This window comes from Agreia sp. VKM Ac-1783, from assembly GCF_900177765.1.
Classification (GTDB): domain Bacteria; phylum Actinomycetota; class Actinomycetes; order Actinomycetales; family Microbacteriaceae; genus Agreia.
Map to the genome: position 1 here is coordinate 240,763 of NZ_FXWI01000004.1, position 14,912 is coordinate 255,674.

Below are 14,912 nucleotides of genomic sequence, written 5' to 3' on the forward strand. Positions count from 1 at the left end.
GCTCCAGGTTGGATCCCTCCGAAAGCCGGGTGTGAGCACCCGACTAGCGCTACGGAACCCAGAACCCCATCGCGCAGAGCACCCGCGCCTCGTCATCGGCATCGGCCGGCGGCTCGATTGCGGGAGGGAAGACCCCGAAGCTGCGCCACTCGTCGGCATGCGGAAGGACCCATTCGTTCAGCCCCTCGATGAGTTCGGGCGAGAGGTGGAATGGGATGTTGAGATGCTTCGCGATCATCCACGCCTGGGTAGCGCGATACATGGCGAGGTGGGAGAGCCCTTCGTCGGCCGGGTAGTCGCCGTACTGAAAGTGGAACGTCGAGCCGAAGTCGACGCCAGCCTCAACGGCTGCCGTAGCCGCGTCGTTCAGGGCGTCATATGAGGCGATAGGGTCATCGCCGAGCAGGTCTTTGTCTCGCAGCTCGTCGCCATCGGCGATCGACTTTCCGGCCAACACCCCGGGAACCCAGGCCTCGTCGTAGGCGTGAGAAATGAGGAGATGGCGCACGGTGGGGTTCTCGAAAGACGACCACGTCGCGGGAACCGGCTTGTCGAAGTCGCCCGGCTGCACTCGATCGATGACGCTGCGAAGAGCGGCATCTGACAGAAGAAAGAAGGTATCGGCTCTCATATCCCGAAGTGTAGACACCGCCCCCGACGCTGACTAGACCTCGCGAATGGGCCACGCGCTCCACTGGCCGGATGCGGGCAGCATGCCGCGCCCGGTCTCCACCCGCTCGCCCGGCACCTCAGCCAGCCTGCGGCGAGCGGACTCCATTCCAGTGTCGTTCTCGATCCGGTATTCGAACCAGCCATCCGGGCGGGCATCGATTCGCTCGGAGGCTCCCCCCGCCACTACGGCCCAGACCGTCCACTCGAGTTGGTCGACAAGCCACACGATGTCGTCGTCGCACGCGTCACAGCCGCACATGGGAAATGTCGAGTCGACGAGCGCACCCATATGAAGAACCACACCGGGGAACGACGTGAACGCGAAGGTCAGCGGAGCCGCTAGGGGGTCACGGGGTGTAATCCGAACAGCTGTCTCCAGACTGTGGAGCTGCCGCCCAAAATCAGCGGCGACGCTCTCGTTTCGTTCCACGGTGACGTCGAACGTCACGATCAGCCAATCGATCAGAGCACGCGCAACTGTATGAAGCGGCTCGAATCGATCGAGATTCTCTGTGCGCGAGTAGGCATCCTCGGGCGGTGACATGCCACGCCATCGCGATCCATACGGGATCGGCGTCCCCGCCTCATCGAGGTACACCTTCAACGGCAGCGCGGGCCGCTCATACCCGTTCACCCGGCAACCGCGGCCTGCGGGAACGGGTCGTTCGCGGCATCCGACGCCTCGAGGAACGAGGCGACGGTCGAGGGCGACACCTCGTCGAGACTCGCCGGCGCCCAGTGAGGAGTGCGGTCTTTGTCGATGACCTGCGCGCGCACTCCCTCGCGGAAGTCGTGGTGCGCCAAGGCGTGCGCCATGATCCGCAGCTCCTGGTTGAAGCAGGCCTCGAGGCTGGGCAGCTCGCGAGCGCGGCGAAGCGATTCCAGGGTGACGGCCACCGCCGTGGGCGACTTGGTTCTGATGAGCGCGGCAGTCTCGGCCGCCGCGGAGGCACCCGACGCCGCCAGGGCATCCAGAATCTCGTCGACAGAGTCGTGCGCGAACGCCGGCTCGATCCACGACGCGTCGGCCGTCAGCCGATCGGATGCGCGAGCGCCGATCGGCGGCTCGGCAGACACGGCGGCCACGGCCTCGTCGGCGGGCAGCTCCTCCAGCGACGCGACGAGGGTGGGCAGTCGATCCGCCGGCACGAACGTATCCGCGAGTCCGAGCTCGATCGCGTCGGCCGCCGACGCGGTGCGCGCGGTGAGGGCCAGATAGGTGCCCAGCTCTCTGGGCGCACGGCTCAGCAGCCAGCTGCCGCCGACATCCGGGGTGAGGCCGATGCTGACCTCGGGCATGCCGAGCGCGGAGTCGTCGCTGACCACGCGATGCGAGGCGTGACCCGAGAGGCCGATGCCACCGCCCAGCACGAAGCCGTTCATGACCGCGATGAACGGCTTGGGGTAGCGGGCAATCTGGTCGTTCACCAGGTACTCGTCGCGCAGAAAGGCGACCGCGCTCGCTACGTCGTCGGCCACAACGCGGCTGTGCAGCTGGGTCACATCGCCACCCGCGCAGAGTCCACGAGTGCCGTTTCCCGTGAGCAGAACGGTCGCGATCGCGTCGTCGAGCGCCCACGCTGTGAGGTTCTCGCCGATGGCCGTGACCATGTCGTGGGTGAGTGCGTTGATGGCGCGCGGGCGGTTCAACGTGATGTGGGCGAGCCGGCCCCGAACCTCGAAGAGAACGTCGCTCACGAGGCCGCCCCTCCCGCGTTGCCCACGGCCTTCAGCTCGGGAAACTGATCGTCACGCCACTCCACCGCGACGATGATCCCCTCGGCGACCCGCTCCTCGCGTTCGCGCAGCTCGACCCGGCGGATCTTGCCCGAGATCGTCTTCGGCAACTCGAAGAACTCGATGCGGCGCACCCGCTGAAACGGGGCCAGCCGCTCACGCGCGAATCGCAGAATCTCTTTCGCCGTCGCATCCGTCGGCTCGAAGCCGGCCGCAAGCACGACGTAGGCCTTCGGAACGGCCAGCCGCACAGCATCCGGGGCCGGCACGATGGCGGCCTCGACCACGGCCGGATGCTCGATGAGCACGCTCTCGAGCTCGAACGGGCTGATCTTGTAATCGGATGCCTTGAACACGTCGTCGGTCCGGCCCACGTAGGTGAGATACCCGGCTGCGTCGCGCGTGGCAACGTCTCCGGTATGGAAGTAGCCGTCATGCTCGCTTTCGGCGTTCCTCGTAGGGTCACCCACGTAGCCGGTCATGAGGTTGACGGGCCGCGAGCGCACGTCGACGCAGATCTCGCCCTCGTTCGCCTCGAGGCCCGTCATCGGGTCGACCAGCACGATCGGGCAGCCGGGAAGCGGCCGGCCCATCGAGCCGTCCTTGATCGAGGCACCTGGGGTGTTGGCCACGACCGCGGTCATCTCGGTCTGGCCGTAGCCATCGCGAATGGTGAGCCCCCAGTGCTTTCGCACGCGCGAGATCACCTCGGGGTTCAGCGGCTCGCCCGCCGAGATCGCCTCGCGCAGGTCGCCGGCGCCGACGCTCAGATCGGTCTGAATGATCATGCGCCACACCGTGGGCGGCGCGCAGAACGACGTCACCTTCTCTTCGCGGATGCGATCGAGAAGAGCCACGGCATCGAAGCGCGCGTAGTTGTAGACGAAGATCGTGGCCTCGGCGATCCACGGCGCGAAGAAGCAGCTCCACGCGTGCTTCGCCCACCCCGGCGAGCTGATCGCCAGGTGCACGTCGCCGGGGCGCAGCCCGAGCCAGTACATCGTCGACAGGTGCCCCACCGGGTACGACACGTGGCTGTGCTCCACGAGCTTCGGCCTGCTCGTCGTGCCCGAGGTGAAGTAGAGAAGCAGCGCGTCGCTCGATGCGTTGCCGGGGTGCGGCAGGGGGCCACGCGCGGCGGGCCCGTCGGTCGGGTCGCTGGCGAACGCGTCGGCGAAGGTCAGCCAACCGGATGCCGCTGGCGCGGCCGCCGCTTCGCCCACCCGGATGCGCGTGTACCCGCCCGGCACGGCGTCGAACTTCGCGGCGTCGGCGGCATCCACAATCACGTGACGCACCCGCCCGCGCTCGACGCGGTCGATGAGGTCGGCCGGACCCATGGCCGTGGTCGTCGGCAGGATCACCGCGCCCAGCTTCATGATGGCGAGCATCGCCTCCCAGAGTTCCACCTGGTTGCCGAGCATCAGCATCACGGTGTCGCCCTTCACGACGCCGCAAGCGCTGAGCCAGTGACCGAGGAGGTCGGAGCGGGTGGCGAGCTCGTCGAAGGTGCGCGTGGTGCGGCGCCCGTCTTCCTCCACGATCACGAGGGCTTCGGTGTCGTTGCCCCTGGCGATCTGATCGAACCAGTCGATCGCCCAATTGAAGCGGGGGCCGACATCCGGCCATTCGAACTCTCGGCGGGCGGTGTCGTAGTCGTCGCGCAGAGCCACGAGCTGGTCACGGGCAGCGCGAAAAACCTCAGTCGTCATTGTTCGACTTTAGGCCGCGCGAATGCCCGGAGGGCCAACCCTCAGCGCGCACTGGCAAGAGGCACAACTAATGTGTTTCACATGGTTGTGACCCGTCCTGCGATTGCCGACGATTACGCGCGTGTCGTGGAATGGGTGCCCGATGCCGCCGCTCTGTACCTATTCGCCGGTCCGAGCCTCGTTTGGCCGCCCACAGTCGCACAACTCGAGCAGCTCGCCGTGCGGCCGGGTCTGAGCGCCTGGATGGTAGACGACGACGAGCACGAAGCCGCCTGGGGACATTTCGACCTGACGACGCAAGGCCGTTCCGCCCGCCTGGGAAGAGTGATTATCGATCCGCGATACCGCGGACGAGGCCTCGGACTCAGTCTCACCCTGGCGGCATTAGAGAGGGCTCGTGTTCTCGAACTGAGCGAAGTCCGCCTGGCGGTCGTGGCAGACAACGAACCGGCAGTGAGGGCCTACCGACGAGCTGGGTTCGAAGAAATCGTGGATCCCGAGCGTCCCGAGTTCGCAGCGATGGCATATCAGATCTCCGATCGCCCGTAAGACGGACAACCCCGAACGGCAGTGCGCCGCAACCGTCAGGTCAGTTCGCCACGCAGCGCGGTCGAGGCGGCTCCGTAACTGAGGACAATCGTCTCAGCACTCATCCGGGCCCCGCGTCCTTCCGGGTGAGTTCAGGCCGTCGATCACGGATGTCCTCAGTTACGAGCCCCTCGTCGGGGGACCGGCGAAAGGACGCTGTGCAAGATAGCTGAGAGTTGGCAGCGTTCCCAGCTTTGTTGCCGGTGTTACGTCTCTACCATCAGCTCGTGCCTGCCTACCTTCTGTGCTGTCCCCCGATCTACGGTCATCTTTCGCCCCTGGTGGATGTGGGTCGAGGACTCGGGGAGCGGGGCGCCGACGTCACCGTTCTCACCGGCCGCAAGTATGAAGATCTCGTCATACGGTCGGGCCTCTCGTTTGCCCCGCTGCCCGCCGAGGTCGATTACGACGACGACGATCTGGATGCCTGGCTTCCCGGCCGCGACAAGCTTCACGGCTTGGCGGCGGTACGCTTCGGCATGATCGGCATGTTTGCTCGCGTCATCCCAGCGCAGTGGCGTGCGGTGGAGTCACTGCTCGCCTCTCAGCCATTCGACGCGATCGTCGGCGAGGCCTCGTTCACCGGGCTCGCCCCCTACCTCGCGAGGGCGCGGAAGGACCGGCTACCCGTCGTGGGCGTCTCGGCCGTGCCGGTCATTCTCGGCAGTGTCGACGCCGCACCGTTCGGCACCGCGCTTCAACCAGGGGCATCCGGCCTCGCTCGTGCGCGGAACAGGGCGCTGAATGCCTTCCTGCTCCGCGGTCCGTTCCGCCCCGTGGAGCTCGCCGTGAACGGAGCACTCGCCGAGGTCGGCGTCTCGCCGACCGGCGTCAGCTTCTTCGACTTCGCCTACCGGTCCTTCGACCTCCTATTCCAGCTCAGCGTCGAGGGCATGGAGTACCCGCGGCGCGAGCTGCCCAGCACGGTGCGTTTCGTCGGGCCACTGCGGCCGCGCCCTGGTCTGCCACACGCATCCGATCTGCCTGCGTGGTGGGGCGATCTGGATGCCGGGCGGCCCGTCGTGCACGTGTCGCAAGGCACCATCGACAACGTCGACCTCGGGCGTCTGATCGTGCCGACACTTCGCGCGCTGGCGAACGACGACGTACTCGTCGTGGCGACAACCGGTGGGCGGCCGATCGCCGATGTGGCGGTAGCGATGGGAGGCGACATCCCATCCAATGCCCGGATAGCGGAGTTCGTGCCCTATGACGAGCTTCTGCCACTCTGCGATGTGTTCGTGACCAATGGAGGATTCGGCGGCGTGCAACGGGCACTCGCGGTCGGGGTTCCCCTCGTCGTGGCCGGATCGACCGAAGAGAAGCCCGAGGTGGCGGCGCGTATTCAGTGGGCGGGCTGCGGCATCAACCTGCGCACCGGATCTCCCCGACCCGATCGTGTGCGCGACGCCGTGCGTCGGGTGCTGCGCGAGCCGGGCTACCGTGCGGCGAGCGAGGCGCTCCGCGACGAGATCAGAGCCCTGCCTGACCCGATCGACGTCATCTCAGGTGCTCTGGCCCACATGCACTGAGGTTCGGGGAAGGGCCGCATCGGAACGAATCCAAGCGGCCATTTTCCGCACTTCAGTGATCTCGATATGGTCGCTGGGCGACCTACTCGATCAGCGCACCGGCTAAGCGCGCGGCGGCGGGCCCGACGTGTCGCCCTCGCGGAACACGACCGGAAGCACGATGCCCGAAGGAGCTCCCCCGGCCAACAGCTCTCCCACCATGCGACCCGCCTGCAGGCCACGTTCGTGCAGCGGCTGCTCCACCGTCGTAAGGCGACGACCCAGCAGGGGAATGTGTGCCCCGTCGAATCCCGTCACCGTGAGGTCACGCGGAACCTCGAGTCCTCGCACGGCAGCCGCCCGCAGCGTCCCCACGGCGAGCATGTCGTTCTGCGCCAGGATCGCCGTGGGAGGCGACGCCTGATCGAGCAGGCGCCCCGCCGCGATCTCTCCCGAGTCGAGCTCTCGGCCTCCGGCCTCGACGCGCACGGCGTCGGGGAACACGGATGCCACAGCGCGCAGCCGTTCGCGAATCGTGCGGTTGCTGATCGTCTCGAGATTCGCGTCGATCGGCTCGATCGGGCCGGGAGGCCCATTGGCGTCGATGCGCGTCGAGCGCATCACCACCCCGATTCGCGTGTGGCCGAGATCTCGCACGTGGCGGGCCAACACGGCCATCCCACTCGCATCGTCGATGTCGACGAGCGTGACGCCCTCTTCGTGCGGACCCTCGACCCCGACCATGGGGATGTGGCGGGCACGCATGCTCGGCAGGAGGCCGTCGAACTCCTCGCCTCGGGTGAGGAACACGACGGCGTCGACGGGCATGCCGTCGAGGAGTCGCGCCGAGCGATCGCCCGACTCCGACCGGTGCGACAGCAGCAGCTGGCCCACGTCGAGCTCATCGAGCGCCTCGCTCAGCCCCGACATCGTGGCCATCGCCACCGGATTCTGGAAGGCCCGGCGCACGGTTCCCGCCACGATGATGCCCACGATGCCCGAGCGACCGCTCTTCAACGAGCGGGCCGTCGGGTTCGGTCCCGCGTAGCCGATCTCGGCTGCGGCGGCCAGGATGCGCGCCCTCGTGCGCTCGGTGATCGAGCCGGTGCGACGGTACGCCAGCGACGCGGTGGAGGTCGAGACCTTCGCGAGCGCGGCGACGTCGGCAAGGGTCACAGAGGTGCGCGCCGGACTCGATCTCATGACTTTCACCATAGCTACGCGCAGCTTCCTCCCAGGGCGAGTTAGGCACGATGTCCCCCAATCGCAACGTTGCGTTCACCATCGCAGCCCACTATCGAAACGATGCGATTCGCATCGACACCCGACCCGAAGGACCCAACACCCGTGATGCCCCGTCGTTGTCTTCTTACCCTCTCCGCCGCCGCAGCGGTCGCGCTCGCGCTGGCCGGCTGCGCTCCGACCGCCAGCACAGATGTGGCCGCCACCAACCACGCCGTGACCGACGCTTCGGGCACCGCGACCGTCTTCATCTCCGGCGACACCAATGTGCAGAGCCTCTGGACCGACGCCATCATTCCCGCCTTCGAGAAGGCGAACCCCGGCGCATCCGTCACGACGACCCTCGACCTGCACGGCGAGCACGACGCGCAGACCATGGCGAAGCTCACCAGCTCGGTGCAGGCCAAGGAAGACCCCGGATTCGACCTCATCGACTCGGGCTTCATCCAGGCCGCCGGCAAGGCCGGTCTGCTCGAAGACGTGTCGGCCGACAACATCCCCAACCTCGCCACGGTGCCCGACACCACGGTGAAGGCCGGCGCCGGATTCGGAATCCCGTACCGTGCCTCCTCCGTGCTGCTCGCCTACGACTCCACCAAGGTGAAGACGCCGCCGACCACTCTCGACGAGCTGCTGAAGTGGATCACGGCCAACCCCGGCCAGTTCACCTACAACTCGCCCTCCACCGGCGGCTCCGGTGCGGCCTTCGTGACCACCGTGCTCGACAAGTACGTCTCCGACGCGTCACGCACCGCCATGACCACGGGCTACGACCAGTCGCTCGAGGGCGAGTGGGACAAGGGCTTCGACGAGCTCAAGAGCCTCGGCTCGTCGATGTACCAGCAGGGCGTCTACCCCAACGGCAACAACCAGGTGCTCGAGTTGCTCGGCACAGGCGCGATCCAGATGGCGCCTGTCTGGAGCGACCAGGTCATCACGGCCCAGAAGACCGGCACCCTGCCCGCGAACATCAAGTACGCGCAGATCTCGAACCCGTCGTTCACGGGAAGCGCCTCATACCTCGGCATTCCCAAGACGGCCGCACACAAGGACGTCGCGCAGAAGCTCGCCGACTACGTGCTCTCTTCTGAGGGTCAGGCGCTCATCGCCTCGACCATCGCGGGCTATCCGGTGATCTCCCTCGACAACGTTCCTGCCGATCTGAAAGACAAGTTCGCCTCGGCCGACCCGTCGGCGCTGCGACCCACCTACTACAGCCAGATGGCGTCTGACATGAACAACCTCTGGGACGCGAAGGTTCCCGGACAGTGACCGACATCCGATCGGGGCGTCGCGCCCCGGTCGGTGCCCGGCGGCGGGTCTCCCCTGAGGCCCGCCGCTCGGGCATCGGCCTCGCCATGGCACTGCCGCCCGTGGTACTGCTCGCACTCTTCGTGGGCGTTCCCGTGGTTCTCGCCATCGGCTTCAGCCTCGGCCACACCGGCGGGCTCAACAGCACGATCGCCTCGATCGGACTGAACACCCGTGAGGCGACCAGCTGGTGGGGAACGGCACAGGCCTACGTCGACGTCTTCACCGACCCTCGCTTCACCCGCGACCTCGGGGTGACCGTCGGCGTGACCGTGGTCTCGACCGTCATCGTGCTGGCCTTGGCCCTCGGCATCGCCCTCAACCTGCGGCTGCGCGGCGGACGGCTCGCGAGCGTCTTCGCCGGCCTGGCCGTGGTGCCTCTCTTCATCCCCGTGGTGATCGCGTCGTGGGCCATCCTGACCTTCTACTCGGGCGACGGATTCGTGCGCACCGTCTTCGCCCTCGTCGGCCTGACCGGGCCGACCTGGGGCTATACGACCGTGGCCGTGGTCATCGGCTCGGTGTGGACGAGTCTGCCGTTCGCCACGCTCATGGCCATCTCGGGGGTGCAGTCCATTCCCGACGCGATGATCGAGGCCGCGAAGGATGCCGGTGCCTCGTCGTTCGCGATCGTCACCCGGATCCTCGTTCCCCTGAGCGCGATCCCGCTCGTGATCGCCGCGACCTTCACGGCCATCGGAGTGCTCGGCTCGTTCACCGTCCCGTACTTCACCGGGCCGAACGCGCCCAGCATGCTGGGCGTCGACATCTCCAAGTACTTCCAGGCGTTCAACCACCCGCAGCAGGCGATCGTGATGGCCGTCGTCGTCTTCGTCCTCGCATCCGGAATCGCGTTCTTCTACGTGTGGGCGAACTTTCGATCGGCAAAGAAAGAAGGTCGGGTCTGATGCGCGCACGCATGCTCTCTCGCGGCGTCGTCACGGGCGCCCTGTTCGTCGTCGTGGCCGTGTTCATCCTGGGTCCGCTGCTGTGGCTCGCGGCGCACGCCTTCGCCACCTCGTGGGACTACCCGAGCCTGCTTCCCGCCGGGCTCACCCTGGACTGGTGGTCGGTGGTCTTCAACGACGCCGAGCTCGGTGCCGCCGTGCGCAACTCGCTGTACTTCGCGCCGCTGACCGTGCTCGTCTCGGCGGTGGTGTGCCTGCCGGCGGCGTATGCCTTCTCGCGCTTCGAGTTCCCGGGCCGCCGCATCTTCCTGGTCGGCTTGTTCGCCACGAACGCGTTTCCGAAGATGGGGCTCTTCGTCTCGATGGCGTCGCTGTTCTACGGACTGCACCTCATGAACACCATCGCCGGCGTCGTCATCGTGCAGCTCGTGGGCACCGTGGTGTTCATGACGTGGATTCCGGCGGCGGCCTTCAGCTCGGTGCCGCGCGCGCTCGAAGAGGCGGCCCGCGATGCCGGGGCCGGGCGCATCCGCACCTTCGTGCGTGTGACCCTGCCGCTCGCCCTGCCGGGCATCCTCGTCGCCATCCTCATGTCGTTTCTCGCGGCCTTCGACGAGGCCCAGGGCACCTACCTCGTGGGAGCGCCCGTCTACATGACCATGCCCACCGAGATGTACTCGCTCGTTCTGAACTACCCCAAGCAGGTCGCCGCGGTCTTCGCGATCCTGCTCTCCGTTCCCTCCGTCGCCCTTCTGCTCTTCGCCCGCCGCTTCATCATGGGCGGACGTCTGGCCGAGGGCTTCCAGATTCGTTAGGCACGACCATGACACCACTCACCAAGACCGACGCGACGTCGGGACTCAGAGTCACCGCCCTGACCAAGGTGCTGAGCAACCGCACTATCGTCGAGAACTTCGAACTCGATGTGGCCGCGGGCGAGCTCGTCGCGCTGCTCGGCCCCTCCGGATGCGGCAAGACCACGACGCTGCGCATGATGGCCGGCTTCCTTCAGCCCGACACCGGCTCGGTCAGCATCGGCGGGGTCGATGTCACCGACAAGGGCCCGGACAAGAGGCCGAGCGCCATGGTCTTCCAGAACTACGCGCTCTGGCCGCACCTCACGGTCTTCAAGAACGTGGCCTTTCCCCTGAGCATCAAGCGCGTGCCCCGTGCCGAGATCACCCAGCGCGTGATGGCGGCCCTCGAGACCGTGAACCTCGCCCACCACGCCCACTCCCGCCCGGCGCACATCTCCGGAGGTGAGCAGCAGCGCGCTGCCCTCGCCCGGGCGATCGTGCAGCGCCCCGATCTGCTGCTGCTCGACGAGCCCCTGTCGAACCTCGACGCGAAGCTCCGGGTCAAGGTGCGCGAGGAGATCCGCGACATCCAGCAGCGCCTCGGCATCACCACGGTGATGGTCACCCACGACCAAGACGAGGCGATGGCCATCTCCGACCGCGTCGCGGTGATGAACGCGGGCCGCATCGAGCAGGTGTCGACCCCGACCGAGCTCTACGCGAATCCGCGCACCCTGTTCGTGGCGTCGTTCATCGGCAGCATGAACGTGCTGCCCGCTCCGACCCTGTTCGAGAGCGCGAGCCTGAGCCACGTGCCGAATACGGTTCCGGATGCCGTGGCCGGCACCTCGACGACGGGCACCTCGGCCGACGTACCGCCCGCGGAGGCCTGGGCGGTACGCCCCGAAGACGTGCTCTTCGAACCCGCTTCAGGCGTGCGTCGCGCCGGCGCGACGCCCGTCGAGGTGCGTCGGGTGCTTCCCCACGGACACTTCTCAGAGCTCGTTCTCAACGCGGGCGGGGCCGAGGTTCGCTCGATCGTCGGCGGAGCACCTCCCGCGGTGGGCGACCACGGAACGGTGACGCTGAACAACGTGCGGCACTACGTCGACGGCACTCTCGTCGACGGCCGCAGCCGCACGGCGCGCGTGCTGGCAGGGGCGAAGGCGTGACGGCGGTCGTCGCCCACCGCGGCGACTCCTCGGTTCACCGCGAGAACACCCTCGCAGCGATCCGCTCTGCGATCGCGGCCGGAGCCGACACGATCGAGATCGACGTGCGGCTCACGGGCGACGGCGAGGTCGTGCTGCTGCACGACGCCACCTTGCAGCGCCTGTGGGGCGTCGACGAGCATCTCGCCAACCTCACCCTGGCCGAGGTCGAGAAGCTGGGCGGGGGCGAGCTGCGCATCCCCTTGCTGAGCGACGTGCTGCACCTGATGCACGACGCGGCACCCCTCCTGCTCATCGACATGGACTCCCCGGAACCCGCGGCCGCCGCACACCGCGTCGTCGCGGCATCCGGATCGACGGTCAGAGTCGCCTGGTGCGGCCACATCGAGGCGATGAGAATGATCCGTCGCCGCGACGCGGCAGCCGAGATCTGGATGCCGTGGGCCGAGGCGAGTGCGCCCAACGCGCTCGACGTCGCCGAGCTGCGGCCCGCCGTCGTGAACCTGCCCCACGTCTTCGTCGGACGCGAACTCGTCGCGGCCATCCATTCGCTCGGCGTGCGGGTCTCGTGCTGGACAGTGGACGACGCCGAGCAGATGGCGTGGCTCCTGTCTATCGGAGTGGACTCGATCACGAGCAACCGGCTCGCCCTTCTCATGTGCCTTCGCGACAACGACGCGGCGGCGACCGTTCAGATGATTCCTCGCGCTCGGCTCATCGCCCGCGAGTTGGCTGCCTGGGCCGTCGAGTACGTTCGCAAGCACCACGTCACTTCCGTGTCGACCAAGGCCAACCCCGCCGACCACGTCACCGAGATCGACCTCGCCATCGAGCGCGTCGTGCGCGCAGTCATCGGCGCCCAGTTCGCCGATCACTGCTTCGTCGGCGAGGAGTTCGGCGGCGAGGCACAAGCGGACAGGCCGTGCTGGTACCTCGACCCCGTCGACGGCACAGCCAACCTCGCCAACGGCATGCCGTGGACGAGCTTCTCGCTCGCCCTGGTCATCAACGGCGCACCGGTCGTCGGCGTCGTCGCCGATCCCTGGCGCGGTGTGATCGTCGAAGCCGAGGCCGGCGGCGGCGCCTGGTCCAACGGCATCCGCCTGTGCCTCGACAAGGCGGATGCCGAGGCTGTGTCGGCGCCCGCGATCGGCCCGGGCCCCGATCCCCTGCGCGGCGCGATGGTCAGCACCGAGCTCGCGGCGCACGCGGCGTGGTCGGGCATGCTGCCGATGCTCGAGGCTCTGTCGCAGCGCTATTGCACGATGCGCATCATGGGATCGGGCACGCTGACCGTCGCCGGCATCGCCCTCGGGCACGGAATCGGCGCCGTGATCGGCCGCTTCGGGCCCGTCGACCATCTGGCCGCCGTGCTGATCGTGCGCGAGGCCGGAGGCGTGGTCCTCGACGAGAACGGCGATGACACGCTGTTTCCGTCGAGCGGCGGAGTGCTCGCGGCGGCGAACCGTCAGGCCGCAGAGCAGCTTCATACGCTGTGGCGGGAGGCCGTTGCTCGGTAAGGTTCGATGCAGTCGTCACCCGCACAAAGGAGTCCCATGCTGATCGAAGCCGACCTCGACGCCGTTCGCCGCCACGAGATCGCGAGCCGAGAGCCCGCCGACTTCGACGCCTTTTGGCGCAAAACGGTGGCGGCCGCGAACGACGTTCCACTCGACGTGCGTATCGAGCGGGTCGAGAGCGTGCTCAGCCTCATCGACGTGTTCGACGTGACCTTCCGCGGTGCCGACGGCACCGATGTGAAGGCGTGGCTGCGTGTGCCCGCCGGCGCCACGACCGCCCTGCCCACGGTCGTCACCTATGTCGGCTACGGTGGCGGGCGGGGTAAGCCAGAGGAGTCTCTCACCTGGGTCGCGGCAGGCTTCGCGCATCTGCACATGGATACGCGCGGCCAAGGAGCGGGGTGGAGCGTCGGCGACACACCGGATGCCGGCCCCGGCGGCCCGCAGATTCCCGGGGTGATGACCAAGGGCATCCAGAACCGCGACGACTACTACTACCGGCGACTGTTCGTCGATGCGGTGCGCGCCGTCGACGCGGCGAAGCAGCTGCCGCAGGTCGATGGCAGCCGCATCGCTGTGGCCGGCGGCAGCCAGGGCGGCGGCCTCGCGCTCGCCGTGGCTGGGCTGCGTGACGACCTCGCCGCGGTCGTGGCGTTCGTTCCCTTTCTCTGCGACTTCGCTCGAGCCACCCTGATCACCGATGCGTACCCGTACCACGAGATCGTCGACTACCTGCGAATCCATCGCGACCAGGCGGCATCCGTCTATGACGTGCTCGGCAGCTTCGATGCCGTGAACCACGCGCGTCGCGCCACGGCTCCGGCGCACTTCTCGGTCGCGTTGATGGATGCGACCTGCCCGGCTTCCACGGTCTACGCCGCGTTCAACGCGTACGCCGGAGAGAAGGAGATCACCGAGTGGGCGTTCAACGGCCACGAGGGCGGCGGAATCGAAGACGAGACGCAGGCGATCGCGTTCCTGAAGAAGCACCTGCTGTAGCTTCTCTTCGACGGGCTCAGGGAACGGGAATCCGTTCGTCGAGGCTGTCGAGACGCCGCTAGCATCGGCTCATGGTGCCCCTCGAGAATCTCGCCGCCTTCGCGCTGGCCGCGCTTGCCCTCGCCGCGCTTCCCGGACCGAGCGTGCTCTTCATCATCGGCCGCTCCCTGTCGCTCGGCCGTGCCGCCGGGCTGCTCAGCGTCGTCGGCAACGCCAGCGGCATGGCCCTGCAGGTGGCCGCGGTGGCCGCCGGAATCGGCGCACTCGTTGCCTCGAGCATCGTGGCGTTCACGATCATCAAGTTCGTGGGTGCCGCCTATCTGATCTACCTCGGCGTGCAGGCCATCCGGCATCGCAACCGGGTGACGGATGCCGACTCCCGCGCGACTCCGCGCACGCTGCGGCGGGTCTATGGCGAGGCCGTGATCGTGGGCGTCTCGAACCCGAAGTCGATCGTCTTCTTCGTGGCGATCCTGCCCCAGTTCGTGTCGCGCGGCAGCGGCTCGGTGCCGCTTCAGCTCGCCGAACTCGGTGTCGTCTTCCTGCTCTTCGCCGTGGCGTTCGACAGCATCTGGGCGCTGACCGCCGGGCAGGCTCGCGCGTGGTTCGCCACAAACCCTCGTCGTCTGTCGAGGCTCGGCTCCACCGGCGGAGTCCTCATGATCGGGCTCGGCGGCGGGCTCGCCCTCACCGGCAACAAGAGCTAGCGGGTCTCGATACGGCAGCTTCGCGGCCTACTCGAC

General features: G+C 67.6%; 14 protein-coding genes. 9 read left to right on the top strand and 5 right to left on the bottom strand.

Annotated features, from left to right (window positions below; translation table 11 throughout):
- Window positions 1–49: 49 nt before the first annotated feature.
- From CCK87_RS15255 to CCK87_RS15270, 4 genes are read right to left on the bottom strand one after another with little or no spacing between them, the layout of a single operon-like run.
- Complete coding sequence (locus CCK87_RS15255; protein ID WP_086462270.1) at window positions 50–631, bottom strand: hypothetical protein; 582 nt, start codon at window positions 629–631, stop codon at window positions 50–52.
- A gap of 33 nt (window positions 632–664) precedes the next feature.
- Complete coding sequence (locus CCK87_RS15260; protein WP_086462271.1) at window positions 665–1,306, bottom strand: DUF6226 family protein; 642 nt, start codon at window positions 1,304–1,306, stop codon at window positions 665–667.
- Window positions 1,303–2,370, bottom strand: a complete 1,068-nt coding sequence (locus CCK87_RS15265) for an enoyl-CoA hydratase/isomerase family protein (protein WP_086462272.1) — start codon at window positions 2,368–2,370, stop codon at window positions 1,303–1,305. Before CCK87_RS15265 ends, CCK87_RS15260 begins: the two co-directional genes overlap by 4 nt.
- Window positions 2,367–4,121, bottom strand: coding sequence for an AMP-binding protein (locus CCK87_RS15270; RefSeq protein WP_086462273.1), 1,755 nt, complete (start codon window positions 4,119–4,121; stop codon window positions 2,367–2,369). Before CCK87_RS15270 ends, CCK87_RS15265 begins: the two co-directional genes overlap by 4 nt.
- 81 nt (window positions 4,122–4,202) lie before the next feature.
- On the opposite strand from CCK87_RS15270, the gene CCK87_RS15275 reads away from it, so the two are divergent.
- The gene (locus CCK87_RS15275) at window positions 4,203–4,670 is read left to right on the top strand and encodes a GNAT family N-acetyltransferase (RefSeq protein ID WP_086462274.1); all 468 of its coding nucleotides are present in this window, start codon (window positions 4,203–4,205) and stop codon (window positions 4,668–4,670) included.
- 266 nt (window positions 4,671–4,936) lie between these two features.
- The gene (locus CCK87_RS15280; RefSeq protein ID WP_086462360.1) at window positions 4,937–6,241 is read left to right on the top strand and encodes a nucleotide disphospho-sugar-binding domain-containing protein; all 1,305 of its coding nucleotides are present in this window, start codon (window positions 4,937–4,939) and stop codon (window positions 6,239–6,241) included.
- Window positions 6,242–6,343: 102 nt separating this feature from the next.
- Here CCK87_RS15280 and CCK87_RS15285 read toward each other — a convergent pair whose 3' ends face one another.
- On the bottom strand, window positions 6,344–7,423 hold the full coding sequence (locus CCK87_RS15285; protein ID WP_086462361.1) for a LacI family DNA-binding transcriptional regulator: 1,080 nt from the start codon (window positions 7,421–7,423) through the stop codon (window positions 6,344–6,346).
- Between the two features lie 147 nt (window positions 7,424–7,570).
- Here CCK87_RS15285 and CCK87_RS15290 point away from each other — a divergent pair, with 147 nt between their 5' ends.
- The 7 genes from CCK87_RS15290 (at window position 7,571) to CCK87_RS15320 (ending at window position 14,876) form a co-directional block, all read left to right on the top strand.
- Window positions 7,571–8,734 (top strand): extracellular solute-binding protein, encoded by a 1,164-nt coding sequence (locus tag CCK87_RS15290; RefSeq protein WP_249273940.1) that lies wholly within the window; start codon window positions 7,571–7,573, stop codon window positions 8,732–8,734.
- The gene (locus CCK87_RS15295; protein WP_249273928.1) at window positions 8,731–9,681 is read left to right on the top strand and encodes a sugar ABC transporter permease; all 951 of its coding nucleotides are present in this window, start codon (window positions 8,731–8,733) and stop codon (window positions 9,679–9,681) included. The genes CCK87_RS15290 and CCK87_RS15295 overlap by 4 nt, the downstream gene beginning before the upstream one ends.
- Window positions 9,681–10,496, top strand: a complete 816-nt coding sequence (locus CCK87_RS15300) for an ABC transporter permease subunit (RefSeq protein ID WP_055850613.1) — start codon at window positions 9,681–9,683, stop codon at window positions 10,494–10,496. The genes CCK87_RS15295 and CCK87_RS15300 overlap by 1 nt, the downstream gene beginning before the upstream one ends.
- Before the next feature lie 8 nt (window positions 10,497–10,504).
- Entirely contained in the window at window positions 10,505–11,650 is a 1,146-nt protein-coding gene (locus CCK87_RS15305; protein ID WP_086462275.1) for an ABC transporter ATP-binding protein, read from the top strand.
- Window positions 11,647–13,170 (top strand): inositol monophosphatase family protein, encoded by a 1,524-nt coding sequence (locus CCK87_RS15310; RefSeq protein WP_086462276.1) that lies wholly within the window; start codon window positions 11,647–11,649, stop codon window positions 13,168–13,170. Before CCK87_RS15305 ends, CCK87_RS15310 begins: the two co-directional genes overlap by 4 nt.
- A 36-nt stretch (window positions 13,171–13,206) precedes the next feature.
- Window positions 13,207–14,169, top strand: a complete 963-nt coding sequence (locus tag CCK87_RS15315; protein ID WP_086462277.1) for an acetylxylan esterase — start codon at window positions 13,207–13,209, stop codon at window positions 14,167–14,169.
- Between the two features lie 71 nt (window positions 14,170–14,240).
- A complete protein-coding gene (locus CCK87_RS15320; protein ID WP_086462278.1) occupies window positions 14,241–14,876 on the top strand; it encodes a LysE family translocator in 636 nt (211 codons plus the stop codon).
- Window positions 14,877–14,912: the final 36 nt, after the last annotated feature.